Annotated in this window: 23 protein-coding genes and 1 pseudogene; 20 read left to right on the top strand and 4 right to left on the bottom strand. The window is 72.4% G+C overall.

Going from position 1 to position 23,601, the window contains the following annotated elements:
• The first annotated feature begins 285 nt into the window (after positions 1–285).
• The 7 genes from rpsB (at position 286) to O7602_RS21560 (ending at position 7,738) form a co-directional block, all read left to right on the top strand.
• Positions 286–1,203 carry a 30S ribosomal protein S2 gene (gene rpsB / locus O7602_RS21590; protein WP_281584439.1) on the top strand — a complete coding sequence of 306 codons (918 nt, stop codon included), beginning with the start codon at positions 286–288 and terminating at the stop codon, positions 1,201–1,203.
• 131 nt (positions 1,204–1,334) lie between these two features.
• A complete protein-coding gene (gene tsf / locus O7602_RS21585; protein ID WP_281584438.1) occupies positions 1,335–2,162 on the top strand; it encodes a translation elongation factor Ts in 828 nt (275 codons plus the stop codon).
• A 156-nt stretch (positions 2,163–2,318) separates the two neighbouring features.
• Positions 2,319–3,086, top strand: a complete 768-nt coding sequence (gene pyrH, locus O7602_RS21580; protein WP_036345766.1) for a UMP kinase — start codon at positions 2,319–2,321, stop codon at positions 3,084–3,086.
• An 85-nt stretch (positions 3,087–3,171) separates the two neighbouring features.
• Entirely contained in the window at positions 3,172–3,729 is a 558-nt protein-coding gene (gene frr / locus O7602_RS21575; protein WP_281584437.1) for a ribosome recycling factor, read from the top strand.
• A 259-nt stretch (positions 3,730–3,988) separates the two neighbouring features.
• Positions 3,989–5,275 carry a phosphatidate cytidylyltransferase gene (locus O7602_RS21570; RefSeq protein ID WP_281584436.1) on the top strand — a complete coding sequence of 429 codons (1,287 nt, stop codon included), beginning with the start codon at positions 3,989–3,991 and terminating at the stop codon, positions 5,273–5,275.
• Positions 5,276–5,379: 104 nt separating this feature from the next.
• On the top strand, positions 5,380–6,525 hold the full coding sequence (gene rlmN, locus O7602_RS21565) for a 23S rRNA (adenine(2503)-C(2))-methyltransferase RlmN (RefSeq protein ID WP_281584435.1): 1,146 nt from the start codon (positions 5,380–5,382) through the stop codon (positions 6,523–6,525).
• A 22-nt stretch (positions 6,526–6,547) separates the two neighbouring features.
• A complete protein-coding gene (locus tag O7602_RS21560) occupies positions 6,548–7,738 on the top strand; it encodes a DivIVA domain-containing protein (RefSeq protein ID WP_281584434.1) in 1,191 nt (396 codons plus the stop codon).
• Positions 7,739–7,808: 70 nt separating this feature from the next.
• Here O7602_RS21560 and O7602_RS21555 read toward each other — a convergent pair whose 3' ends face one another.
• Positions 7,809–8,033 carry a DUF2631 domain-containing protein gene (locus O7602_RS21555; RefSeq protein WP_281584433.1) on the bottom strand — a complete coding sequence of 75 codons (225 nt, stop codon included), beginning with the start codon at positions 8,031–8,033 and terminating at the stop codon, positions 7,809–7,811.
• A 192-nt stretch (positions 8,034–8,225) separates the two neighbouring features.
• Here O7602_RS21555 and O7602_RS21550 point away from each other — a divergent pair, with 192 nt between their 5' ends.
• A complete protein-coding gene (locus O7602_RS21550) occupies positions 8,226–9,806 on the top strand; it encodes a Rieske 2Fe-2S domain-containing protein (protein WP_281584432.1) in 1,581 nt (526 codons plus the stop codon).
• Between the two features lie 108 nt (positions 9,807–9,914).
• Positions 9,915–10,550 (top strand): TMEM175 family protein, encoded by a 636-nt coding sequence (locus O7602_RS21545; RefSeq protein WP_281590453.1) that lies wholly within the window; start codon positions 9,915–9,917, stop codon positions 10,548–10,550.
• A gap of 53 nt (positions 10,551–10,603) precedes the next feature.
• On the opposite strand, the gene O7602_RS21540 is transcribed toward O7602_RS21545, so the two are convergent.
• Complete coding sequence (locus tag O7602_RS21540; protein ID WP_281584431.1) at positions 10,604–12,199, bottom strand: NAD(P)/FAD-dependent oxidoreductase; 1,596 nt, start codon at positions 12,197–12,199, stop codon at positions 10,604–10,606.
• Between the two features lie 68 nt (positions 12,200–12,267).
• On the opposite strand from O7602_RS21540, the gene O7602_RS21535 reads away from it, so the two are divergent.
• The gene (locus O7602_RS21535; protein ID WP_281584430.1) at positions 12,268–12,684 is read left to right on the top strand and encodes a 50S ribosomal protein L7/L12; all 417 of its coding nucleotides are present in this window, start codon (positions 12,268–12,270) and stop codon (positions 12,682–12,684) included.
• 94 nt (positions 12,685–12,778) lie between these two features.
• On the top strand, positions 12,779–13,945 hold the full coding sequence (locus O7602_RS21530; RefSeq protein WP_281584429.1) for an alkaline phosphatase PhoX: 1,167 nt from the start codon (positions 12,779–12,781) through the stop codon (positions 13,943–13,945).
• 7 nt (positions 13,946–13,952) lie between these two features.
• On the opposite strand, the gene O7602_RS21525 is transcribed toward O7602_RS21530, so the two are convergent.
• The gene (locus O7602_RS21525; protein ID WP_281584428.1) at positions 13,953–14,795 is read right to left on the bottom strand and encodes a YhjD/YihY/BrkB family envelope integrity protein; all 843 of its coding nucleotides are present in this window, start codon (positions 14,793–14,795) and stop codon (positions 13,953–13,955) included.
• A 51-nt stretch (positions 14,796–14,846) separates the two neighbouring features.
• On the opposite strand from O7602_RS21525, the gene O7602_RS21520 reads away from it, so the two are divergent.
• The 8 genes and pseudogenes from O7602_RS21520 to ispG all read left to right on the top strand — a co-directional run bounded on the left by O7602_RS21520 (position 14,847) and on the right by ispG (position 21,936).
• Positions 14,847–15,392: a GNAT family N-acetyltransferase gene (locus O7602_RS21520; protein ID WP_281584427.1), complete on the top strand. Its 546-nt coding sequence runs from the start codon at positions 14,847–14,849 to the stop codon at positions 15,390–15,392.
• 51 nt (positions 15,393–15,443) lie between these two features.
• The gene (locus O7602_RS21515) at positions 15,444–16,679 is read left to right on the top strand and encodes a PP2C family protein-serine/threonine phosphatase (RefSeq protein ID WP_281584426.1); all 1,236 of its coding nucleotides are present in this window, start codon (positions 15,444–15,446) and stop codon (positions 16,677–16,679) included.
• A gap of 148 nt (positions 16,680–16,827) precedes the next feature.
• Positions 16,828–17,220, top strand: coding sequence for a DUF5753 domain-containing protein (locus O7602_RS21510; RefSeq protein WP_281584425.1), 393 nt, complete (start codon positions 16,828–16,830; stop codon positions 17,218–17,220).
• Positions 17,211–17,390: pseudogene (locus tag O7602_RS21505) on the top strand (DUF397 domain-containing protein); the annotation flags it as partial. The gene O7602_RS21510 and the pseudogene O7602_RS21505, both read left to right, overlap by 10 nt.
• Positions 17,391–17,506: 116 nt before the next feature.
• Positions 17,507–18,139, top strand: coding sequence for a Uma2 family endonuclease (locus O7602_RS21500; RefSeq protein ID WP_281584424.1), 633 nt, complete (start codon positions 17,507–17,509; stop codon positions 18,137–18,139).
• A gap of 156 nt (positions 18,140–18,295) precedes the next feature.
• Positions 18,296–19,510 carry a 1-deoxy-D-xylulose-5-phosphate reductoisomerase gene (gene dxr / locus O7602_RS21495; RefSeq protein WP_281584423.1) on the top strand — a complete coding sequence of 405 codons (1,215 nt, stop codon included), beginning with the start codon at positions 18,296–18,298 and terminating at the stop codon, positions 19,508–19,510.
• Positions 19,507–20,754 carry a site-2 protease family protein gene (locus tag O7602_RS21490; RefSeq protein ID WP_281584422.1) on the top strand — a complete coding sequence of 416 codons (1,248 nt, stop codon included), beginning with the start codon at positions 19,507–19,509 and terminating at the stop codon, positions 20,752–20,754. The genes dxr and O7602_RS21490 overlap by 4 nt, the downstream gene beginning before the upstream one ends.
• A 9-nt stretch (positions 20,755–20,763) precedes the next feature.
• Positions 20,764–21,936 carry a flavodoxin-dependent (E)-4-hydroxy-3-methylbut-2-enyl-diphosphate synthase gene (ispG, locus tag O7602_RS21485; protein ID WP_281584421.1) on the top strand — a complete coding sequence of 391 codons (1,173 nt, stop codon included), beginning with the start codon at positions 20,764–20,766 and terminating at the stop codon, positions 21,934–21,936.
• A 59-nt stretch (positions 21,937–21,995) separates the two neighbouring features.
• On the opposite strand, the gene O7602_RS21480 is transcribed toward ispG, so the two are convergent.
• Positions 21,996–22,580: a PadR family transcriptional regulator gene (locus O7602_RS21480; RefSeq protein ID WP_281584420.1), complete on the bottom strand. Its 585-nt coding sequence runs from the start codon at positions 22,578–22,580 to the stop codon at positions 21,996–21,998.
• 138 nt (positions 22,581–22,718) lie between these two features.
• On the opposite strand from O7602_RS21480, the gene O7602_RS21475 reads away from it, so the two are divergent.
• Positions 22,719–23,558 (top strand): DUF4081 domain-containing GNAT family N-acetyltransferase, encoded by an 840-nt coding sequence (locus O7602_RS21475; protein ID WP_281584419.1) that lies wholly within the window; start codon positions 22,719–22,721, stop codon positions 23,556–23,558.
• Positions 23,559–23,601 lie beyond the last annotated feature (43 nt).

The raw sequence follows: 23,601 nt of genomic DNA, 5'->3' as shown, positions 1-23,601 counted from the left end.
TATCCGGGCCGCCGTGATGCCGCCACCTCGCCGAGCTGGAGTGGATCAAGCCCGCCCGGCGGGCTCCGCACCCCGGGGCCGGGGTGCGGGGAGAGCGCGTACACTCGACAACTGGCGACCGCCTCGCGCGGTCGACCTCGCGCGCCCTCTCCACGGTCTTCCCGTGGGGCGGCGGCCTCCCTGGTCCCGGTTCTTCACCCGGGCCCACCCTGGCCGACGACCGGGCGCCAGGCGTCCGGCCGCCGGCTGGACGGACAACCAGGGACACAGTAGGAGTTAGCCACCATGGCCGTCGTGACCATGCGTCAGCTGCTGGAGAGCGGTGTGCACTTCGGGCACCAGACCCGGCGCTGGAACCCGAAGATGAAGCGTTTCATCTTCACCGAGCGCAACGGTATCTACATCATCGACCTGCGCCAGACCCTCGACTACATCGAGAAGGCGTACGAGTTCATCCGCTCCACCGTCGCGGGCGGCGGCAGCATCCTGTTCGTCGGCACCAAGAAGCAGGCCCAGGAGGCCATCGCCGAGCAGGCGACCCGGGTCGGCCAGCCGTACGTCAACCACCGCTGGCTCGGTGGCATGCTGACCAACTTCCAGACCGTGTACAAGCGGCTCCAGCGGATGAAGGAGCTTGAGGCCCTCGGTGACCTGAGCGGCACCGCCGCCGGTTACACCAAGAAGGAGACCCTCCAGCTCTCCCGCGAGAAGATCAAGCTGACCCGCACCCTGGGTGGCCTGCGGGACATGCAGAAGCTCCCGGCCGCGGTCTGGATCGTCGACACCAAGAAGGAGCACATCGCCGTCGACGAGGCCCGCAAGCTGGGCATCCCAGTGATCGCGGTGCTCGACACCAACTGCGACCCGGACGAGGTCGACTTCCCGATCCCGGGCAACGACGACGCCATCCGGTCGGCCGAGTTGCTGACCAAGGTCGTCGCCGCGGCCGTGGCCGACGGTCTGATCGCCCGCTCCGGCCGTGGCCGGGGCGGCGACGAGAAGCCCGAGGCGGGTCAGGTCGGCGCCGACGAGCCGCTGGCCGAGTGGGAGCGCGAGCTGCTGGAGGAGCCGAAGAAGGCCGACGAGCAGCCCGCCGCCGCGCAGCCGACCGCCGCCGCGCAGCCCGCCGCTGCCGAGCAGCCGGCCGCCGCCGAGGAGCCGAAGAAGGCCGACGAGCAGCCGGCGACCGCCGCCGCCGAGTGATCGCAGCGCCGTGTCCCGCCGTCGCAGGGCGGCGGGACACGGCGGACACACCGGGGCACACCGGCCCGGTTCCGGGTAACCGGCAGCTTGACCAACCCACCGCAGTAGTCACAGACACCGAAGAGAGAGTCATGTCCAACTTCACCGCCGCGGACGTCAAGAAGCTCCGCGACCTCACCGGCGCCGGCATGATGGACTCCAAGAAGGCGCTGACCGAGGCCGAGGGCGACTTCGACAAGGCCGTCGAGATCCTGCGCGTCAAGGGCGCCAAGGACGTCGGCAAGCGGGCCGGCCGCACCGCCGCCAACGGTCTCGTCGCCCACTCCGGCCAGGCGCTCCTCGAGCTCAACTGCGAGACCGACTTCGTCGCCAAGAACGACGCCTTCATCTCGCTGGCCCAGCAGCTCGTCGAGCACGGCGTGACCAGCGGCGCCGCCAACGCCGAGGAGCTGCTCGCCAGCACCCTCGACGGCAAGAGCGTGGCCGACCTGATCCAGGAGCAGTCCGCCAAGATCGGCGAGAAGCTGGTGCTCAACCGCTTCGCCAAGCTCGACGGCACCACCGCGGTCTACCTGCACCGCAAGAGCCAGGACCTGCCCCCGGCGGTCGGCGTGCTGGTGCAGTACGCCGGAAAGACCGACGAGGCGGCCGACGCCGACGCGCGCGGCGTGGCCATGCAGATCGCCGCCATGCGGCCGAAGTACCTCACCCGCGACGAGGTGCCCGCCGAGACGGTCGAGTCCGAGCGGCGCATCGCCGAGCAGACCGCCCGCGAGGAGAACAAGCCCGCGGCGGCGCTGCCGAAGATCGTCGAGGGTCGGGTCAACGCCTTCTTCAAGGACTTCGTCCTGCTGGAGCAGGCGGCCGTGGCCGACAACAAGAAGACCGTCAAGCAGGTGCTGGCCGAGGCCGGCATCGAGGTGACCCGCTTCGTGCGGTTCGAGGTCGGTCAGGCCTGAGCCGCCGCGCCCGGCCGGTGAGCCCGGGCGCACGGAGAACGTCGACGAGGAGGCCGCCGGTGTACGCGACAGGCACCGCGGCCTCCTCGTCGCATAGGGTCGGCAAGGGCAGGTACGCGATGCCCGCGCGATGCGCGGGGAGAAGGGGCGGGGCGGATGACGCAGGTTGTGAGTGACCGGAGCCTGGCGGCGGATGACCCGACCGCCCCGCCGCCCGGTCGGTCCCGTCGGGTGGTGCTGAAGCTTTCCGGTGAGGTCTTCGGCGGCGGCGCGATCGGCGTCGACCCGGACGTCGTGCAGGGCATCGCCCGGCAGATCGCCACCGTGGTCCGCCGTGGGGTACAGGTCTCCGTGGTGGTCGGTGGCGGCAACTTCTTCCGTGGCGCCGAGTTGCAGAAGCGGGGCATGGACCGGGCCCGCGCCGACTACATGGGCATGCTGGGCACCGTGATGAACTGCCTCGCGCTCCAGGACTTCCTGGAGAAGGAGGGCATCGAGACCCGGGTGCAGAGCGCGATCACCATGGCCCAGGTCGCCGAGCCGTACATCCCGTTGCGCGCGATCCGGCACCTGGAGAAGGGCCGCGTGGTGATCTTCGGCGCCGGCGCCGGGATGCCCTACTTCTCCACCGACACGGTGGCCGCCCAGCGCGCGCTGGAGATCCGCGCGGACGTGGTGCTGATGAGCAAGAACGGCGTGGACGCGGTCTACACCGCCGACCCACGGATCGACCCGACGGCGAGCAAGCTCGACTCGATCACCTTCTCCGAGGTGCTGCGCCGTAACCTGCGGGTGGCCGACGCCGCCGCGTTCAGCCTCTGCATGGAGAACGGCCTGCCGATGCTGGTCTTCGGCGCCCAGGGCGACGACACCATCGTCCGGGCCGTCGGCGGTGAGAAGATCGGCACGCTGATCACCGCCTGAGCGGTCCGCCGGACCGGCAGCGGTCCTCTGCCACAGCCCCACAGCACAGCCCAACGACGAGCGACAGAAGGAGGCGAGGAGACCGGTGATCGACGACACCCTCCTCGAGGCGGAGGAGAAGATGGAGCGTGCCATCGAGCACGCCAGGGAGGAATTCGGCGGGATCCGCACCGGTCGCGCCAACGCCGCCATGTTCTCCCGGATCGCCATCGACTACTACGGCAGCCCGACCCCGCTGCCGCAGATGGCGTCCATCGCGGTGCCCGAGCCGCGCATGGTGATCATCAAGCCGTACGACAACTCGCAGTTGGCCGCGATGGAGAAGGCGATCCGCGACTCGGACCTCGGGGTCAACCCGAACAACGAGGGCACCCAGTTGCGCATCGTGCTGCCGCAGATGACCGAGGAGCGGCGGCGGGACATGATCAAGATCGCCCGGCAGAAGGGCGAGGAGGCCAAGGTCGCCGTCCGCAACATCCGTCGCAAGGGCAAGGAAGAGCTGGACCGCCTGGTCAAGGACGGCGAGGTCGGCGAGGACGAGGGCCGGCGCGCGGAGAAGGACCTGGACGACCTGACCCAGCGCTTCGTCGCCACCGTGGACGAGATGGTCAAGCACAAGGAGAGCGAGCTGCTCGAGGTCTGAGCGGCCCGCGTACCCGTCACGGCACCGCGTCGCCGCCGTCCGCGACCCGGGCGGCGGCCCGGTGCCGTCGTCGTGCCCGGACGGCGTCGACCCTCGGCGCGTTCCGGGTGCAGTAGGCTCGGCACGATACCCGACCACTACGGGGTGAACGGCGGGAATCGCCCGGCCGTCGGTCGGTCAAACAGGAAGTCTCACGCCGGTAGGGGATGGTCTTGGTCTTGCGTCATGTGGTGGCTTTCGTACCCTCTGCCGGTGCGTGATGTCCCACCCCGACCCCTACGGCAGCGCCGAGCCGCGAGGCTGGGACCGCCCGGCCCCCGCTCTGCCCTGGCCGGAGACCGACCTGGAGCCCGGCCCGTGGCGGCGTCCCGCGCCCGGCCCGGACGGGTACGCCCCGCCCGCTGGCCCGGACGCGTTCGCGCCGCCCGTCGACCGGGAGGCGTACGCCCCGCCGTACCCGAACGGTTCGCCGCGCCGCGACGGGCCGCGGCCGTACGACGGACCTCCGGCCGCGGAGCGTGGTCGGCCGGTCGGGCCGGGGCCCGGCGGTCCCGGCCCGCGGCCCGACGACGAGTATCCGACCGCGCAGATCGCCCCGGTGCGGGACGAGCCGACCGAGCACCTTCCGGTGGTACGCGACGAGCCCACGCCCGAGCCGCCGGCCGGTCGCCGGTCGAAGGGCCGTCGGCGGGCGAGCGCGGAGCGTCCCCCGACGGCCGCGCCCCGGGCGTCGAAGGCGGGGCGCAACCTGCCGGCGGCGATCGGCGTCGGGGTGGGTCTCGGCGCGGCGATCGTGGTGCCGCTCTTCTTCTTCCTGCCGGGGTTCCTCGCCGTGCTCGTCGCCGCCGTGGCCATCGGCATCTGGGAGATGGCCCGGGCGGTGCGGCGCAGCGGCGCCCATCCGCCGCTGGTGCCGCTCGTGGCCGGCGGGGTGATCATGATCGGGCTGGCCTGGTTCGCCGGCCCGGACGCGCTCTGTCTCGGGCTGCTGGTCACCGTGCTGGGCACGATGATCTGGCGGCTGGGCGACGGGCCCGGCAACTACCAGCGTGACCTGACCGCGGCCACGCTGATCACCGTCTACGTGCCCTTTCTCGCCGGCTTCGCCGCCCTGCTCGCCGCCGCGCCCGACGACGGTCACCTGCGGGTGCTCGTCACGCTTGTGGCAGTGGTGCTCTCCGACACCGGCGGGTACGCCGCCGGGGTGGCCTTCGGTAAGCATCCGATGGCCCCGAGGATCAGCCCGAAGAAGTCCTGGGAGGGCTTCGCCGGCTCGGTGACCGCCGCCGCGGCGGGCAGCGCATTGCTGTTGTGGCTGCTGTTCGAGGTGGCGCCGTGGTGGGGCGCGCTGTTCGGGGTGGCGATCTCCTGCGCGGCGGTGCTCGGCGACCTCGGCGAGTCGATGATCAAGCGGGATCTGGGCGTCAAGGACATGAGCAACCTGCTGCCGGGTCACGGCGGCTTGATGGATCGGCTCGACTCGATCCTGTTCGCGGTGCCGACGGCGTACCTGCTGCTCGCGGTCTTCGTGCCGGTGGTGGGTTGAGGGATGGATCACCTCGGCGCCCCCGGGCGGAATGGCCGGTCGGTCACGATTCGGGACCCACGGACGGGTGCGTGCGGCGCGGCGCGTGTCAGACTGGACCCGTCATGACGAGCCTCCCGCTGATCTCCGTAGACCCCGACGCCCGTGGCCGCCGGCCCACGATGCCTCCCCGCCACCTCGCCGACCTGGACCTGTCGGGCCGGCAGGCGCTCGTCACCGAGCTGGGCGAGCCCGCGTTCCGCGCCAAGCAGGTCTCGAACCACTACTTCGGCCGGCTGGTCCGCGACCCGGAGCGGATGACCGACCTGCCGGCGGCGACCCGGGAACGGCTGGCCGGCACGCTGCTGCCCACCCTGCTCACGCCGGTGCGCGAGCAGGCCTGCGACGACGGCGCGACCCGCAAGGCGCTCTGGCGGCTGCACGACGGCTCGCTCGTGGAGAGCGTGCTGATGGGCTACCCGGACCGGGTCACCGTCTGCATCTCCAGCCAGGCCGGCTGCGGGATGGCCTGCCCGTTCTGCGCCACCGGCCAGGCCGGGCTGACCCGCAACCTCTCCACCGCGGAGATCGTCGACCAGGCGGTCTACCTGGCCGGGGTGGCCGCCTCCGGCGCGGTCGCCGGTTCGCCGCCGCGGCTGTCGCACGTGGTGTTCATGGGCATGGGCGAGCCGCTTGCCAACTACTCGCGGGTGGTGGCGGCGATCCGCCGGCTGGTGTCGCCGGCGCCGGAGGGCCTCGGCCTGTCCCAGCGGCACATCACCGTTTCCACGGTCGGGCTGGTCCCGGCCATCCGCCGACTGGCCAGCGAAGACCTCTCGGTGACCCTTGCGTTGTCGCTGCACGCCCCCGATGATGGGCTGCGCGACGAACTCGTCCCGGTCAACCAGCGCTGGAAGGTGTCCGAGGTGCTGGACGCGGCGTGGGGCTACGCGGCCACGACGGGGCGTCGCGTGTCCATCGAGTACGCGATGATCAAGGACGTGAACGACCAGCCGTGGAGGGCCGATCTGCTCGGGCGGCTGCTGGCCGGCAAGTTGGCCCACGTGAACCTGATCCCGCTCAACCCGACTCCGGGCAGCCGCTGGGACGCCAGCCCGAAGCCGGTCGAGCGGGAGTTCGTCCGGCGGTTGCGCGACGCCGGGGTGTCCACCACGGTGCGGGACACCCGAGGTCGCGAGATCGACGGAGCGTGTGGGCAGCTCGCCGCCGCCGAGGACATGGACAGCGACCCACGCGCGGCAACCGCGTAGCGGTACGAGACCAGGAGACATAGTGGCGAGTCAGGGTCAGCGTTTCCGGCGTAAGGCACTCCGCCGGGGATACAAGGTCGACGAGGTGGACGCCTTCCTGGACCGGGTCGAGGCGACCCTCGACGGCCAGCCGGTGGGCGCGCCCGTCGCCTCCCAGGAGGTCCACGACGTCGTCTTCCGGGTCCGGTTCAACGGCTACGACGAGTGGCAGGTCGACCTGCACCTCGACCGGGTCGAGCGGCAGCTCGCCGAGCTGGAGGAACGCGCTGGCGCTCCCGGCGGGCGGGGCGTCGATCCCCGGATGGCCGACCGGCTCGGCCCGCCGATGCGCGACGATCGTGGCCTGTCCCCGGTGTCGCAGCCGCCGATGCCGCCGCGGCAGATGCCGGCGCAGGCCGGTCCGCCCGCCGACCGCTACGGCAACCGCTACGACGAGCCGACCGGCGCGTTCGCCGGTGGCTACGACAACCCGCGCGGCGGCTACGACGCGCCGCGTGGCCCGGCCGGTCCGGGTCCGATGGGTCCGCCGCCGGGCGCGCCGATGGGCCACGGCGGCCCGCCGCCGCGTGGCCTGCCGCCCGGCCCGAGCGGGTACGGCCAGGACCCCGGCCACGGTGGCTACGGTCCGCCGGACCAGGGCCCGGGAGGGTACGGCCCGGAGCCCGGCCAGGGTGCGTACGGCGGCCCGAGTGACAGGTTCGACGGCTTCGAAGCGGGCCGACACGGTCGCGCCGACATGACCGCGGAGATCCGGATGCCCGAGCGTGACCTGCGTGAGCTGCGCGGACGCGGCCCGGCCGGTCCGCCGGCGCTGCCGCAGCAGGGCTACGGCCCGCCGGATCCGGGCTACGGCCCGCCGGACTCCGGCTACGGCGGTGGCCCCTCGATGACGGGTCCGCCGCTTGTCGGTCCGCCGGCCGCCGGCCCGCCGATGGTGGGTCCGCCGATGGCCGGCCCGCCCGGCAGCGACCTCTACCGGGTCGACCAGATCCGGCGCAGCTTCCAGGTCCGCCGGTTCGGCAGCGGGTACGACCCGGACCAGGTCGACCGGTTCTTCGAGACGCTGCTCGGCGGCATGCAGGGGCGCAACGCGATGCCGGTGAACCCGAAGGACCTCGACACGCTGCGGTTCGGGCTGGTGCCCGGCGGCTACTTCGAGGCGGAGGTCGACGCCGCGCTCAAGGACGTACAGGACATCCTGCTGGGTCGTTGAGCCCGGTGCCGACGGCGAAGGGCCCGCCCCCCGGGGGACGGGCCCTTCCGCGTACCGCCGGCGGCGGGTGTCAGGACCGCAGGCCGTTGCGGCGCAGCACCGCGTCGCCGATGACGATGGCGAGCAGCAGCGCGGCGATCCCGAATAGCCAGATGTCCTCCACCCGGCCTTCCTCGGTGCCGCAGAGCGCCATCAACACCAGGGCCACCGCCGACACCACCGCGCCGATCCGCCCGGACCTGCGGTGCCCGGGCCTGTGCTGATCTGGCGCGGTTACCGGCTCGTCTCCTGCCACTGTCGGTCCTTCCCTCGCGATCGGATCTCCGGTTAGTCTGGCACGCCCCGTGATCGGCCCGGCGCAGGGTCCGGCCGGACGGGACACGGATGACCCGCGAGGGCGACCGCTACGGGCGTCGCGGAACGGCGACCACACTGTCTCCGGTAGCGTCGTGGCGTACGCCTGATGCCTTTTTCGAGGGGGACTACGGTGCGAGTGACCGGTACGGGCCACGCCAGCATGCGGATCGACACGCCCGCGGGCAGCATCCTGTGCGACCCGTGGGTCAACCCCGCCTACTTCGCCTCGTGGTTCCCCTTCCCGGACAACTCGCAGCTCGACTGGGCGACGCTGGGCCAGGTCGACTACCTGTACGTGTCGCACCTGCACCGGGACCACTTCGACGCCAAGCACCTGCGCGACGTGATCTCCAAGGACGCCACCGTGCTGCTGCCCGAGTTCCCCACCTCCGAGATGGAGGACGAGCTGCGGGCGTTGGGCTTCACGAAGTTCCTCAAGGCCCCGAACGAGCAGGTCGTGGAGCTGCCCGGCGGGCTGAAGATCATGATCCAGGCGTTGACCAGCCCGACCGACGGCCCGATCGGCGACTCGTCGCTCTGGGTCGAGTACGACGGTGTCCGGCTGCTCAACCAGAACGACGCCCGCCCCACCGACCTGACCGCCTTCGCCGAGTTGGGCCATGTGCACGCGCATATGCTCCAGTTCTCCGGCGCGATCTGGTATCCGATGGTCTATGAGCTGCCGCAGTCGGCGAAGACCGCGTTCGGCAAGCAGAAGCGGGACCGGCAGTTCGACCGCACCTGGCGCTACATCGACGACCTGAAGGCCGACAACGTCTTCCCGATCGCCGGCCCGCCGTGCTTCCTCGACGACGAGCTGTGGCAGTTCAACGACATCTTCGGCGACGAGGGCAACATCTTCCCCGACCAGTCGGTCTTCCTGGCCGAGTACGCGAAGGTCGGCGGCACCAACGGCATCGTGCTGCTGCCCGGCAGCGTCGCGGAGGTCACCGCGTCCGGCGCCACCACCACCCACCCGCAGCCGGTCGAGGAGTTCTTCGCGAACAAGGTCGCCCACCTGGAGGAGATGCGGGCACGCAAGCGTCAGGTCATCGAGGCGGAGAAGGCGTCCTGGCGGCACCCCGAGATCGACGTGCTGGGCGAGATGAAGCGGCGGATCGAGCCGCTGCTCGACGAGTCGATCTACCTGGCCAAGGGTGTCGGCGGTCCGGTCCGCTTCGACCTGGTGGGCTACGACGGGGACGACGTCGAGTCGATCGTGGTGGACTTCCCCGGCCAGGAGGTCCGGCCGTACGCGGACGAGAAGGTCCGCTACCGCTTCCGCACCGAGCGGGCGCTTGTCGAGCACCTGCTGCACATCGGCGAGGTGGACTGGGTCAACTCGCTCTTCCTGTCCTGCCGGTTCTCCGCGGCCCGGATCGGCCAGTACAACGAGTTCGTCTACGCCTTCTTCAAGTGCCTCTCCGAGGAGCGTCTCCAGTACGCCGAGGGCTGGTACGACGAGCACGAGCGGGCGGTCGACGCCGAGGACATCACGCTCGACGGCTGGGTGGTGCAGCGGCGCTGCCCGCACCTGAAGGCGGACCTGAGCCGGTTCGGCATCGTCGACGGCGACCAGCTCACCTGCCAGTTGCACGGCTGGAAGTTCGACCTGCCCAGCGGCCGTTGCCTGACCAGCGTCGGGCACAAGGTCCGCGCCCACCGGGCCGACGCGGAGACCCCGGCGCCGGCCGGGGACGCGATCATCTGACGCTTTCGCCCCGCCGTCCGTCCCCGACGCGCGACGATCTCCTGGTGAGGGGGCGGCGTGACGGGGGCGGACAGGGAGCCGGAGTACCGGTTCGGGCGCGGGAGCGAGATGGCGCGGGACGCCTCCCGGGTGGAGGCGTTCAGTGACGCGGTGATCGCCATCGTGCTCACGCTGATGGCGGTCGAGCTGCTCCAGTTCGGTCCGGACGCCCCGGACGACAAGGGGCTGCCGGCCGCGCTCGGGCACGAGTGGCGGGCCTACCTGGCGTACGTGATCACGTTTGCGGTGGTCGGTCAGGTCTGGTTGACCCACCACAACATGTGGCGTTACGTCTGCCGGGTGGACCAGATGCTGCTGGTGTTCAATCTGCTGTTGTTGATGTTCGTGGCGGCCATCCCGTTCACCGCGAACCTGCTGGCGGACTACCTGCGCGGCACGGCCGGCGAACAGCGGTTGACCGCCGCGCTCTACGTCGGCACGGTGCTCGGTGAGGCGTTCTTCTTCAACCTGAGCTGGTGGTGGGCGCGCAGGCGGGGGCTCCTGCACCCGGATCTCGACCCGCGGCTGGCCCGGGCGGTGGCCCGCCGGTTCCGGCTCGGCCCGCTGCTCTACCTGGTGGCGTTCGCGGTGGTGTTCGTCGACCCGATCCTCAGCCTGCTGGCGTACCTGCTGCTCGTCGGCCTCTACGTGATCCGGGGTCCGGGTGACCTCCCGCGCGCCGGCCAGGAGGCCGCCTCGCCGTGAGGTGTTAAGCGGGGGCCCCGCCTATACCGCAGGCGTTAAGCGGGGCCCCCGCCTTACATGTCGGCGAGGATGCGGCGGGCGGCGTTGTGGCCGGCGGCGCCGATCACGCTGCCGGCCGGGTGGCAGCCGGCGCTGCCGGCGTAGACGCCGGGAACGCCTGTGGCGTACGGCATCCGGTCGGTGAACGACGCCGTGTTGTCGACGTGGTGGATGTGCCCGCCGGTGATGCCGAAGTGGGCCTCGATGCCGGGCGGGGGCAGCGGCACCGCGTCCGCGATCAGGTCGCCGGCGCCCGGCGCGTACCGCTCGCAGATCGCGACCAGCTTCTCGACGTAGCCGGGCAGCGCCGCGTCCCAGGTCGTGCCGGCCAGCTCGTAGGGGACCGACTGGACGAACAGCGCCGACGAGTGGTGCCCGGCGTCGTCTCGCAGCGACGGGTCGACGGTGGTGTGCAGGTACCACTCGATGGTCGGCTCGTCCGGCAGCCGCCCGGCCCGCACGTCGGCCCACATCCCGCGCAGCGCCGCCATCGGCGACGCGCCGCCACCGCCGACCAGCGAGTCGGAGCCGGGGAGCAGGTGGATGGTGGAGCCGAACGGGCTGGGCGCGTCGGCCGGCAGGCAGGAGAAGCGCGGCAGCCCGGTGAGCGCCAGGTTGAGCTTGAGCGTGGTGCCGGGCCGGCGGACCGCCGCCATCCGCGCGCCCAACTCCGCCGGGAGCGCGCCGTCGGGCAGCAGCCCCATCAGCCGGTACGGGTCGCACGCCCCGAGCACCACGGGCGTCGCCACCTCCCGGCCGTCGGCGAGCACCACGCCGGAGGCGGCGCCGCCGTCGAGCGTGATCGCGGTGACCGGGGCGCCGGTGACGATGCGGGCGCCGGCGGCCCGGGCGGCGTCGGCGAAGGTACGCGACACCGTGCCCATGCCGCCCTCGGCGATCATCCAGGTGCCGCCCGCGCCCGGTAGCCGGCACATGTTGTGCACCAGGAAGTTGTGCCCGGTGCCCGGGTCGTCCGGCCCGGCGTTGAGCCCGGACAGGCCGTCGGTCACCGCGTACATGCTGACCAGCAGCTCGGAGCGGAAGTCGAAGCGGGCCAGGTAGTCGGCGACCGAGCCACGGACCAGGTCGACGAAGACCTGCCGCAGCGCCGGCCGGACGTAGCGTTCGGCGGTCTCCTCGACCGGCAGCGGCTCGGCCAGCCAGGCCGGCCCCAGGTCGTCGCGGAGCTGGGCCAGTTCGGCCTGGAGCGCGTCGTCGGCGGCCACGTCCGCCGCCGAGAACATGTCGGTGAGCTGCCGCCGGGTGGCGGCGGTGTCGCGGCCGAAGAGGAGGTACGGCGAGCCGGGCCCGCCGGGCGTGGGCAGGAAGTAGTGCGGGTCGCGCCGGAGCACCGGAATGGTCACGTCGAGCGTGGCGAGCAGTTCCGGCGGCATCAGCCCGAGCAGGTACGACCCGGTGGAGTGGCGCAGCCCGGGCACCAGCGGGAACGGGTTCTCGGTGCGGGTGGCCCCGCCGATCACCCCGGCGGCCTCCAGCACCAGCACGTCGAGGCCGGCGCGGGCCAGCAGGACGGCCGAGACCAGACCGTTGTGCCCGGAGCCGACCACCACGACGTCGGCGCGGGACGGCAGCTCACTCCCGTCGTTCATGGGACCGGAGCCTACTGCCGGGCCGACCCCGGCGGGAGGGTTCGCGGCGGGACGCTACCGTGGCGCGCATGCCCGAGGGTGTCCAGTTCGCGCTCCTGGCCGTGCTCGCCGTGCTCCTGCTCGTGTTCGTGTTCCGGCGTGCCACCGGCCGTCCCCGGGACCTGGTCGCCCCGGATCCGGCCACCGGCGGCGGGCAGGCCGAGGTGCTCCGGCTGGCCCGCGAGGGACGGACGGTGGAGGCGGTCAAGCTGCTCCGCCAGCAGACCGGGCTGCCGCTGCTGGAGGCGAAGCAGGCGGTCGACGCGCTGCGGGCGGGCGGCACGCTGCCGGTCGTGCCCGCCGGTCCGGCCGACCCGGACGGTGAGGTGCGCGCCGAGGCGACCCGGCTCGTCCGCGCCGGGAAGAAGATCCACGCCGTCAAGCTGGTACGCGAGCACACGAGCTGGTCGCTGGCCGAGGCGAAGCGGTACGTGGACCGGCTCTGACGTCACCCCGCGTTCACCGGGCAGAGGCAGCGGTCGATGCCGACGCGGCGCTACGGTCGGCGCAGAGCCAACCGCCACCCCGGGAGGTCAACCGATGGATCGTCGTACCGTCCTGCGCGCCGTCACCGTGGCCGGCGGCACCGCCTTCGCCGGCAGTCTCTGGGCCGCGGCGGCCCCGGCCACCCCCGCCCAACCCGGCCCCGGCCCCTACGGCGACCTGCTGGCCGCCGACGCCAACGGCCTCCAGGTGCCCGCCGGCTTCACCGGTCGGGTGGTCGCCCGGTCCGGCCAGCGCGTCCCCGGCACCTCGTACGTCTGGCACCCGGCGCCGGACGGCGGCGCGTGTTTCCCGGCCGGCGACGGCTGGATCTACGTCTCCAACTCGGAGGTCCCGCTTGTCGGCGGCGCTTCGGCGCTGCGGTTCGCGGCCGACGGGTCGGTCGCCGCCGCGTACCGGATCCTCAGCGACACCAACAGCAACTGCGCGGGCGGGGCCACCCCGTGGGGGACGTGGCTCTCCTGCGAGGAGGTGCCGTTGGGCCGGGTCTTCGAGACGTGGCCGGGCGGCGGCCGGTCCGGTGAGGAGCGGACCCGGATGGGGCGGTTCAAGCACGAGGCGGCGGCCTGCGACCCGGGCCGGCAGGTGGTCTACCTGACCGAGGACGAGCCGGACGGCTGCTTCTACCGCTACCTCCCGGACAGGTGGGGCGACCTGCGCACCGGTCGGCTCCAGGTGCTCTGCGCCCGGGACGGCCAGGTGACCGGGCCGGTCACCTGGCAGGACGTGCCGGACCGGGACGGCTTCCCGGTGCCGACGCGCCGCCAGGTGCGCGACGCGCAGTCGTTCGACGGCGGGGAGGGCTGCTGGTACGCGGACGACACCTGCTGGTTCACCACCAAGGGCGACAACCGGGTGTGGGCGTACGACGCGGTGGCGCAGCGACTGGATCTGGCGTACGACGACTCGCTGGTGGAGACCGGCGCGGCGCCGCTGACCGGGGTGGACAACATCACCGGCAGCGCGGGCGGCGACCTGTACGTGGCGGAGGACGGCGGCGACATGGAGATCAACATGATCACGCCGGCCGGTGTGGTGACGCCGTTCGCCCGGCTCCTCGGGCAGGCGAGCTCGGAGATCACCGGGCCGGCGTTCTCGCCCGACGGCAGCCGGCTCTACTTCTCCTCGCAGCGCGGCACCAGCGGGGCCAAGGCCGGCAGCGGCGGCATCACCTACGAGGTGCGCGGCCCGTTCCGGCGCTGACCCTCGGTCAGGGGCGGGCCGCCAGGTGGGCGGCCCGCCACCGGCCCAACGCCAGCGTGGCCGAATATCCGGCCAGCACGATCACGTGGAACAGGTAGAGCCAGAGCAGCACCGCCACCCCGGCGCCGATCTCGTCGAACCCGCCGAACGGCACGCCCAGGTTCAGCGGCAGCGAGGCGAACAGCACGAAGCCGTGCAGGAAGCCGGAGAGGTTCGCGGCGGTGAACGAGCCCATGCCCAGCGTGGCGAGCCAGTCCGGGGAGGCCGGGCCGACCACCCGGAACACCCACACCAGCACCGGCGTGAGCACCAGCCACACCGCCAGGAACGACAGCACCACGCCGAGCGCGCCGATCCAACCGCCCTGGCGCACCAGCCGGGTGGTCAGCGGCAGCGCCATCAGGATCGACAGCAGCAGCGCGGGGGCGGGCGCGAGCAGCGGCAGCAGCAGCAGCCGGCCGCGCCAGCCGACGAGCGCGCCGGACTCGCCGCGCGGCTCGGCCACCGAGACGAACGCCCGGCGCAGCCCCTCGCCGTAGAGGGAGGCCGGCAGCAGCGACGCCAGGGCCAGCAGCGGGGTCAGCCCCAACCCGGCTTCGACGAGCGCGGCCACCGCCCGGTGCGCGCCGATCTCGGTGGGCAGCGTCTCGATGGCGTACGAGGTCAGCCGGCGTACCCGGTCGGCGCCGGCGAGCAGCCCGGTGAGCCAGATCGCGAGCAGCGCCACCGGCACCACCGCGATCGCCCCGTAGAACGTGATCGCGGCGGCGTGCAGCGACAGGTCCCGGCCCCGGACCGGCCGGAACGCCGCCGAGGTGATCCGTTTCGCCCGTTGCCACCCGTCGCCCATCGCCCCCTCGTTCCCCGTGCGGTGACCGGCCACGCATTACGATCCGGCGTCATGATGATCGCCTCGACCGCGCGGCTCGTGGTCCGGGACTGGACCGAGTCACCCGACGACCTCGCCGTGGTCTACGACATCTACTCCCGCGAGGAGGTGATGCGCTGGCTGGGCGGCGGCCGGGGGTTGCTGACCGACCCGGGCCAGGCGGTGGAGCGGGTGCGCTCGTGGCGGGAGCGCAACGCCCCGTACGACGGTCGGTGGGGGCTGTGGGCGATCGAGCCGCGCGCGGCGGGCGGCGCGGCCGGCAGCGTCCTGCTCAAGCCGTTGCCCGGTCGCGACGGCGTCACCCCGACCGACGACCTGGAGGTCGGCTGGCACCTGCACCCCGACGCCCAGGGCCACGGCTACGCCACCGAGGCGGCCCGGGCGGTGCTGGCGCGGGAGTTCGCCGCCGGAACGGCCCGGGTCCACGCGGTGGTGATGGCCGGCAACGAGCCGTCGGTGGCGGTGGCCCGGCGGCTCGGGATGACCCACGTCGGCGTGCGCACCGACTGGTACGGCGGGGCCGAGCTGGAGACGTTCGTCCTGAACCGCCCCGTCTAGCCCGTTGGCGGTTTGCCGTCGGCGTCCCTACGGTGGTGGGGACAGGGGGAGGTGGGTGTGGTCGACGGCGGCGACGTGGCGCGTTGGCTGCAGCTCCACGCGCCCCGGGGCGGGCCGGACGAGCTGTCGTTCCTGGTGAGCCAGGCCGCGCCAGCCGTCGGCGCCACCGAGATCGTGATCTACCTGGCCGACTACCCGCAGTCCGCCCTCGTGCCCCTGCCCGACGCCGGATCGCCCCGGAGCGAGCTGTCGATCGAGACGACCCTGGCCGGTCGCGCGTACACAAGTCTTCGCGTGCAGCGCGCTCCCGACCACCCGGACCGGCTCTGGGTGCCCCTGCTGCTCGGGTGCGAACGGCTGGGCGTGCTGGAGATCGTGTCGCCGCGCGCCGGCGACCCGGCGCTGGACCGGCCGTCCTGGGAGGTGGCGGTGAACGTCGCCCAGATCCTGGTGAACCGCCAGCACTACGGCGACATCGTGGAACGGATCCGCCGCCGCCTCCCGATGCAGGTCGCCGCCGAGGTCGTGTGGGGACTGCTGCCGCCGCTGACCTTCGCGACCGACGACCTGGTGATCACCGCCATCCTCGAACCGTGCTACGACGTCGGCGGGGACGTCTTCGACTACGCGCTCAACGGTGACGTGCTGAGCGTCGCGCTCTTCGACACCTGCGGGCACGGCATCAAGGCGAGCGCGTTGGCCTCGCTCGTGGTCAGCGCGTACCGCAACGCCAGGCGTACCGGCCTCGACCTGGTCGACACGGCGGTCAGCATCGACAGGTGGGTGCGCGCCGAACACCCACACACGTTCGCGACCGCGCTGCTCGGCGAGCTCGACCGGCGTACCGGCAGGCTCCGGATCATCAACGCCGGCCACCCGGGTGCCATGCTGCTGCGCGACGGCAAGGCCGTCCGGGTGCTGCCGGGTCCGACCGCGCTGCCGCTCGGCCTGGGCAACCTGTCGGCGCACCGCCGTCCGCGGGTGCACGAGGAGGCGCTGCACCCGGGCGACCGGGTCCTCGCTTACACCGACGGCATCACCGACGCGCGCGGCGCCGACGGGGAGCGGTTCGGGCTGGACCGGCTCGTCGACTTCGTCGAGCGTGCCCTCAACGACCAGCTGCCCAGCCCGGAGACGATGCGTCGGCTGGTCCGCGCCGTCCTCACCCACCAGCGGGACGAGCTCGAAGACGACGCCACCGCCCTGTTCCTGGAGTGGCAGCCGCCGCACCTGCCGTTGCGGCACCTGGAGCGCCTCACGTCGGCCACGGTCGGGTCCAGCCGATGAACCGGGCGAAATACTCGGCTTGGTCGATCTCGCCCGACCTCAGCCCCAGGGCGTCGGCGATCGCGTCGTGCATCAGCACGCAGAGATAGATCGCCAGGCCTGCGCGGTCGTGCGCGTACTCCCGGCGTAGCAGCGGCTCACCTCCCGGATGGAACGGCAGGCGGTGCTGGGCCGGGAGTCGCCGCCGGAGGTGGTGGCGGTGGTCGACGAGGCGGTGCTGCGGCGGGCGGTGGGGGAGCCGGCGGTGATGGTGGAGCAGTTCGAGCACCTGCTGCGGGTGACCGAGCAGCCGAACGTCACCGTGCACGTCGTTCCCGCCGACGCCGGCATGCATGCCGGCCTGGCCGGTCCGTTCATCTTGGCCCGCACGCCGGACGGCGGCGAGGTGGCCCACCTGGACAATGCGCTTCGGGCGCACGTCACCGACCGGCCGGACGACGTGGATAATCTTCGCCGCAGATGGGAGAGCCTGCGGGGGGAGGCGTTGCCCCGGCGGGCCTCCCGGAAGCTGATCCGGGAGTTGGCGAAGTCATGGACCTGACCGGCGCGCTCTGGCGCACCTCCACCCGCAGCGACAACGGCGGCTCCACCTGCGTCGAGGTGGCCACCAACCTGCCGCACGTCGTGGGCGTGCGGGACAGCACCGACCGCCACGGCCCGCTGCTCAGGTTCCACCCGGCCGCCTGGACGGCCTTCCTCCGCCGCTTCCCCGCCCTCCGGGTGGGCATGGGGTTGGCCGCGACGGACAACGTGTGCGAGCCGGGCGAAGCGGGGCAGCGCCGCTAGGGTGGGCGATAGCACGATTACCTGCCGAGGGGGTGAGCCCGATGGCCCAGGCCGCATTCGCGCCCGAGCCGGCACCGCAGCCCGCCGAGCCGTCGTTCGACGTGCTCCGCTGGCACGACGAGCCGTGGACCGCGCAGCTCGCTCTCGATCTCCTACCGGAGACCAACGGCCCGAAGGTCGAGGTCCTGAGCGGAAGCGTGATCGTGACACCACATGCCGGCTATGACCACCAGGACGCCGAACTGGATTTGGCCTACCTGCTGAAACAGGCCGCCCGACGTGCCAAGCTCTGGCTCTATCTGGAGAGCAACGTCGTGTCGGGCAAGGATCTCTTCATTCCCGATATCGTCATCCTCAACGTGCCCGGGGGTGGACGAACGACGATGGACATCCGCCACGCGGTTCTGCTCGGTGAGATCGTTTCACCGGGTAACCGGCGTAAGGACGTGATCGACCGGCCGCGGGAGTATGCCGCCGTCGGCGTGCCGTACTTCCTCCGGGTCGACCTGCGGAACCGCGTGCCCACAATCGCTCTGTTCGAACTCGTTGACGGCGATTACCGACCGCTGGCCGCCGCGGCGGCGGGCACTGCCTTCGTGATGCGGCAACCGTTCGAGTTCACGGTCGATCCCGGCGATCTCCTGGGTGAGGAGGCATCGGACCAAGCGCGGTGAGGCGTCGGGAAGCGCCCGAGCGGTCCGGGTGACCATGATTCACACCGGTTCGGCGAGGTGGCGGGGTCGGAGGCGCTCGGAGTGCGCCACCTCGGCGAAGTGGAGTCGATCAAGGGTCGGGGCGGGTCGGCTGACGCGCTGGGGAACAATGGGCGCGTGACCACTCCCCGAGACCTCGTGCTGCTCGGCTCGACCGGCTCCATCGGCACCCAGGCCATCGACATCGTCAGGCGCAACCCGGACCGGTTCCGGGTGGTCGCGCTCGGCGCCGGCGGCGGCAACGTGGAGCTGCTCGCCGCGCAGGCGCTGGAGCTGGGTGTGGGCGCGGTCGGGGTGGCCCGGGCCTCCGCCGCGCAGGACCTCCAGCTCGCGTTCTACGCCGAGGCGAGCCGGCGGGGCTGGGCCACCGGCGACTTCAAACTGCCCAGGATCGTGGCCGGGCCGGACGCCATGACCGAGCTGGCGCAGTGGCCGTGCGACGTGGTGCTCAACGGCGTGGTCGGCTCGCGGGGCCTGCCGCCGACGCTCGCCGCGCTGCGCGCCGGTCGTACCCTCGCGCTTGCCAACAAGGAGTCGCTGGTGGCCGGCGGCCCGCTGGTCAAGGCCGCGATGACGCGACCGGGGCAGATCGTTCCTGTTGATTCTGAGCACTCGGCGCTGGCGCAGTGCCTGCGCGCCGGCAGCCGACCGGAGGTCCGCCGGCTGATCGTCACCGCCAGCGGCGGCCCCTTCCGGGGCCGGCGGCGCGAGGAGTTGACCGAGGTCACACCGGAACAGGCGCTGGCGCACCCGACCTGGAACATGGGCCCGGTCGTCACCATCAACTCCGCCACGATGGTCAACAAGGCGCTTGAGGTGATCGAGGCGCACGAGCTGTTCGACGTGCCGTACGCCGACATCGAGGTGACCGTCCATCCGCAGTCGGTGATCCACTCGATGGTCGAGTTCGTCGACGGATCCACCATCGCCCAGGCCAGCCCGCCGGACATGCGGCTGCCCATCGCGCTCGGTATCGGCTGGCCGGACCGGGTGCCCGACGCGGCCGGCGCGGTCGACTGGACCACGGCGCACACCTGGGAGTTCGCCCCGCTCGACGACACCGCCTTCCCGGCGGTGGCGCTGGCGAAGGCCGCCGGCGCGGCGGGGCGCTGCCGCCCGGCGATCTACAACGCGGCGAACGAGGAGTGCGTGGCCGCGTTCGTCGCCGGTCGGCTGCCGTTCCTCGGCATCGTCGACACCCTCCGGCGGGTGCTGGAGGACGCTCCCGACTTCGACGAACCAGGTACCGTCGAGGACGTGCTCACCGCCGAGTCGTGGGCACGGGCGCACGCCCAGGAGATCATCGTCGGGTCGGTGGAAGGAGCTCGATGAGCTATCTGCTCGGGGTGGTGCTGTTCGCCCTGGCGATCCTCATCTCGGTGAGCCTGCACGAGGCGGGTCACATGGTGACCGCCAAGGCGTTCGGGATGAAGGTCACCCGCTACTTCGTCGGCTTCGGCCCCACGCTGTGGTCGTTCCGGCGGGGCGAGACGGAGTACGGCGTCAAGGGCATCCCGCTCGGCGGTTTCTGCAAGATCGTCGGTATGACCCCGCAGGACGACGACGTCGAGCCGGGGGACGAGAAGCGCGCCATGTGGCGCTACCCGGTGTGGAAGCGGACGATCGTGATGTCCGCCGGTTCCGCGATGCACTTCGCCATCGCGCTCATCGCGCTCTGGTTCATCGCGGTGACCGCCGGCCTGCCCAACCCGAAGTTCCCCACCAACGAGGAGCAGCTCCGGGCCGAACCGGCGGTGATCGCGCTCGCCCCCTGCGTGGTGGTGGAAAACGTCAACCGCGCCTGCCAGGCCGGCGACCCGGCCAGCCCGGCCAGCAAGGCCCAGCTCGCCGACGGCGACCGGGTCACCTCGGTCAACGGCCGCCCGATCTCGACCTGGGGCGACATGCTCGACGTGGTCCGCGCCACCACGCCCGGCACGGCCACCGTCACCTACCTGCGCGACGGCACCCAGGGCACCGCCACCGTCGACCTGGCCTCGGTGCAGCGCGCGCCGCTCGACGACCCGAAGGGCACGGCCTCGGCGGTCTCCGCGCTCGGCGTGCTCCTCCAGCCCAGCACCCCGACCCGGGTCGAATACGGCCCGGTCGCCGCGTTCGGCGCCACCGCCGACTTCACCGGCAACATGGCGGTGCAGACGGCGCACGCCATGCAGCGCATCCCGCAGAAGGTGCCGGCGCTGTGGAACGCGATCACCGGCGGCGAGCGGGACATGGACACCCCGATCAGCGTGGTCGGCGCCAGCCGGCTCGGCGGCGAGGCCGTGGAGAACAACGCCTGGCTGGTGTTCTTCATGCTCTTCGTGTCGCTGAACTTCTTCATCGGCGTGTTCAACCTGCTGCCGCTGCTCCCGCTGGACGGCGGTCACATCGCCATCGCCTGGTTCGAGCGCGTCCGGTCCTGGCTGTACGCCCGGATCGGCCGCACCGACCCGGGCCGCGTCGACTATCTCAAGCTCATGCCCCTCACGTACGCGGTGATTCTGGTCGGTGGCGTGTTCACGCTGCTCACCGTCACCGCGGACGTGGTCAACCCGATCACGCTCTTCTCAAGGTGAGTGCCTGAAGTGACCGCTGTCAGTCTCGGTATGCCCCCCGTACCGCCGCCGCCGCTGGCCCCGCGCCGGGCCAGCCGCCAGATCATGGTCGGCTCGGTGCCGGTCGGTGGCGGCGCACCGGTCTCGGTGCAGTCCATGACCACCACCCTCACCGCCGACGTCAACGCCACGCTTCAGCAGATCGCCGAGCTGACCGCGTCCGGCTGCCAGATCGTCCGGGTCGCCGTGCCGTCGCAGGACGACGTCGAGGCGCTGCCCGCGATCGCGAAGAAGTCACAGATCCCGGTGATCGCCGACATCCACTTCCAGCCCAAGTACGTCTTCGCCGCGATCGACGCCGGCTGCGCCGCGGTGCGGGTCAACCCGGGCAACATCCGGCAGTTCGACGACAAGGTCCGGGAGATCGCCCGGGCGGCCGGCGACGCGGGCGTGCCGATCCGGATCGGCGTGAACGCCGGCTCGCTGGACAAGCGCCTCCTGGCCAAGTACGGCCGGGCCACCGCCGAGGCGCTCGTCGAGTCGGCGCTCTGGGAGTGCTCGCTGTTCGAGGAGCACGGCTTCCGGGACATCAAGATCTCGGTCAAGCACAACGACCCGGTGGTGATGATCCGCGCCTACCGGCAGCTCGCCGAGCAGTGCGACTACCCGCTGCACCTGGGCGTCACCGAGGCTGGCCCGGCGTTCCAGGGCACCATCAAGTCGGCGGTGGCGTTCGGCGCGCTGCTCGCCGAGGGGATCGGCGACACGATCCGCGTCTCGCTCTCCGCCCCGCCGGTGGAGGAGATCAAGGTCGGCAACGCGATCCTGGAGTCGCTGGGCCTGCGCGAGCGCGGCCTGGAGATCGTCTCCTGCCCGTCCTGCGGGCGGGCCCAGGTCGACGTCTACAAGCTGGCCGAGGAGGTCACCGCCGGCCTGGAGGGGCTGCCGGTGCCGTTGCGCGTCGCGGTCATGGGCTGCGTGGTGAACGGTCCGGGCGAGGCCCGCGAGGCCGACCTGGGTGTCGCGTCCGGCAACGGCAAGGGCCAGATCTTCGTCAAGGGCCAGGTCGTCAAGACCGTGCCCGAGGGGCAGATCGTGGAGACGCTCATCGAGGAGGCGCTGCGGATCGCCGACGAGATGGGTGCCGAGATCCCCGAGGAGCTGCGCGACCTGGTGCCCGGCGCCACGGTCACCGTGCACTGAGTCCGACGTGGGAAGGGCGGCCCCCGGCTGGGGGCCGCCCTTTCCCGTACCCGCCGGGGTCACTCGGATTCGGCGAGGATGGCGTAGAGCTTGCGCCGGGTCTCGTCGAGCACCTGGGCGGCGCGGGCGCGCTGGTCGTCGGTGCCGGTCGTCATCACCTGCCGTAGCGCGTTCATCGCCTGCGCCCCGGCGTCCCGGATGTCGTGCCAACTGTTGACCGTCTGCTCGGCGAACTCGCCCCAGGGCGGGGCCTGCGCCGCCTCGGCCGCCTCGGCCTGCCCCTGGTCGGTGAGGGCGAACCGCTTGCGCCCGCCGTCGGAGTCGGGGGCGGTCGCGATGACGCCCTCGTCCTCCAGCAGTTGCAGGGTGGGGTAGATCGAGCCGGGGCTGGGCCGCCAGGCCCCGCCGGTGCGGGAGTCGATCTCCTGGATCATTTCGTAGCCGTGCATCGCCCGCTCGGTGAGCAGGGCCAGCACCGCGCCGCGGACGTTCGGTCGCCGGCCGCGCCCGCGACCACCCCGGCCACGTCCGTGCCCGTGCGGACCGGGCGGGAACGGCGGCGGCGGGGGTACGGGCGGGAAGCCGAAACCGCCGTGGCGGCGCATCTCGTCGTGCATGGCGTGCATCCGTCGGTGGAAACCCATCGGGCTCTCCTTCTGTTGGAGTGTCGCTGATGCATCAACGATATATCGGCAACGCATCGGCGACAAGACGGCGGGCCGAATCGTCCGGGTGTCCGGTCGGCCCCCGCGCCACCGGGTGCGTCTGGCAGGCTGGTAACCGTGCTCACGATGCCGGTACGCCAACTGGGGGAGTCCGAGCGCCGCTCGGTCGAGCGGCTGCTCGACCTCGACCCGTACGCCGGCGCGCAGGTCGCCGAGCGGGTGGCGGCGCGCGGCCTGGCCTGGTGGCGGGCCGAGGCGCGGATCCTCGGCTACGGCGCCCGACGCCACCTGGAGTCGATCTGCTGGCTGGGCGGCAACCTGACCCCGGTGCTCGCCTCGGAGTCGGCGGTGGCCGCGTTCGCCGAACAGTTGAGCGCCGAGGAGCGGCTCTGTTCCTCGATCGTGGGCCGCGCCGACGCGGTGCTCGGGCTCTGGGACCGCCTCTCCGATCACTGGGGGCCGGCTCGGGACGTACGCCCGAACCAGCCGCTGCTGGCCACGGACGCCCCGCCGCCGGTGGCGCCCGACCCGCAGGTGCGTCGGGTCCGTGGCAGTGAGGTCGACCGGCTCTTCCCGGCGGCGGTGGCGATGTACACCGAGGAGGTCGGGGTCTCGCCGCTGGCCGACGACGGCGGTCGCGGCTACCGGCGGCGGGTGACCGAGCTGGTGCGCGCCGGCCGGGCCTACGCGCGGTTCGTCGACGGCCGGGTGGTCTTCAAGGCGGAGCTGGCCGTGGTGACCCGGCGCACCGCCCAGGTGCAGGGCGTCTGGGTGGCGCCCGAGTGGCGGGGCCGGGGCCTCGCGGCGGCGGCCATGGCCGCGGTGGTCACCGACGCGCTGGCCCGGGTCGCGCCCACGGTCAGCCTCTACGTCAACGACTTCAACCTGCCCGCCCGCCGGGTCTACGAGCGCTGCGGCTTCCGCCCGGTCGGCACGCTCGCCACCGTGCTGTTCTGAGGCGTCGAACCGGCCGGGCCGGTGCTGCTCGCGTTCGCCCCGG

The sequence above is a fragment of the Micromonospora sp. WMMD1128 genome, from assembly GCF_027497235.1.
GTDB lineage: Bacteria > Actinomycetota > Actinomycetes > Mycobacteriales > Micromonosporaceae > Micromonospora.
This window is presented reverse-complemented; position numbering and strand designations above follow the sequence as displayed.

Coding starts and splice junctions, on each gene's coding strand:
- O7602_RS21570 (WP_281584436.1), top strand. CDS start 3,989: ATGTCCCACCCCGACCCCTACGGCAGCGCCGAGCCGCGAGGCTGGGAC.
- O7602_RS21520 (WP_281584427.1), top strand. CDS start 14,847: ATGATGATCGCCTCGACCGCGCGGCTCGTGGTCCGGGACTGGACCGAG.
- pyrH (WP_036345766.1), top strand. CDS start 2,319: ATGACGCAGGTTGTGAGTGACCGGAGCCTGGCGGCGGATGACCCGACC.
- O7602_RS21540 (WP_281584431.1), bottom strand. CDS start 12,199: ATGAACGACGGGAGTGAGCTGCCGTCCCGCGCCGACGTCGTGGTGGTC.
- O7602_RS21535 (WP_281584430.1), top strand. CDS start 12,268: ATGCCCGAGGGTGTCCAGTTCGCGCTCCTGGCCGTGCTCGCCGTGCTC.
- O7602_RS21480 (WP_281584420.1), bottom strand. CDS start 22,580: ATGGGTTTCCACCGACGGATGCACGCCATGCACGACGAGATGCGCCGC.
- tsf (WP_281584438.1), top strand. CDS start 1,335: ATGTCCAACTTCACCGCCGCGGACGTCAAGAAGCTCCGCGACCTCACC.
- O7602_RS21500 (WP_281584424.1), top strand. CDS start 17,507: ATGGCCCAGGCCGCATTCGCGCCCGAGCCGGCACCGCAGCCCGCCGAG.
- rpsB (WP_281584439.1), top strand. CDS start 286: ATGGCCGTCGTGACCATGCGTCAGCTGCTGGAGAGCGGTGTGCACTTC.
- O7602_RS21525 (WP_281584428.1), bottom strand. CDS start 14,795: ATGGGCGACGGGTGGCAACGGGCGAAACGGATCACCTCGGCGGCGTTC.
- O7602_RS21545 (WP_281590453.1), top strand. CDS start 9,915: ATGGCGCGGGACGCCTCCCGGGTGGAGGCGTTCAGTGACGCGGTGATC.
- O7602_RS21510 (WP_281584425.1), top strand. CDS start 16,828: ATGGAACGGCAGGCGGTGCTGGGCCGGGAGTCGCCGCCGGAGGTGGTG.
- O7602_RS21490 (WP_281584422.1), top strand. CDS start 19,507: ATGAGCTATCTGCTCGGGGTGGTGCTGTTCGCCCTGGCGATCCTCATC.
- rlmN (WP_281584435.1), top strand. CDS start 5,380: ATGACGAGCCTCCCGCTGATCTCCGTAGACCCCGACGCCCGTGGCCGC.
- O7602_RS21530 (WP_281584429.1), top strand. CDS start 12,779: ATGGATCGTCGTACCGTCCTGCGCGCCGTCACCGTGGCCGGCGGCACC.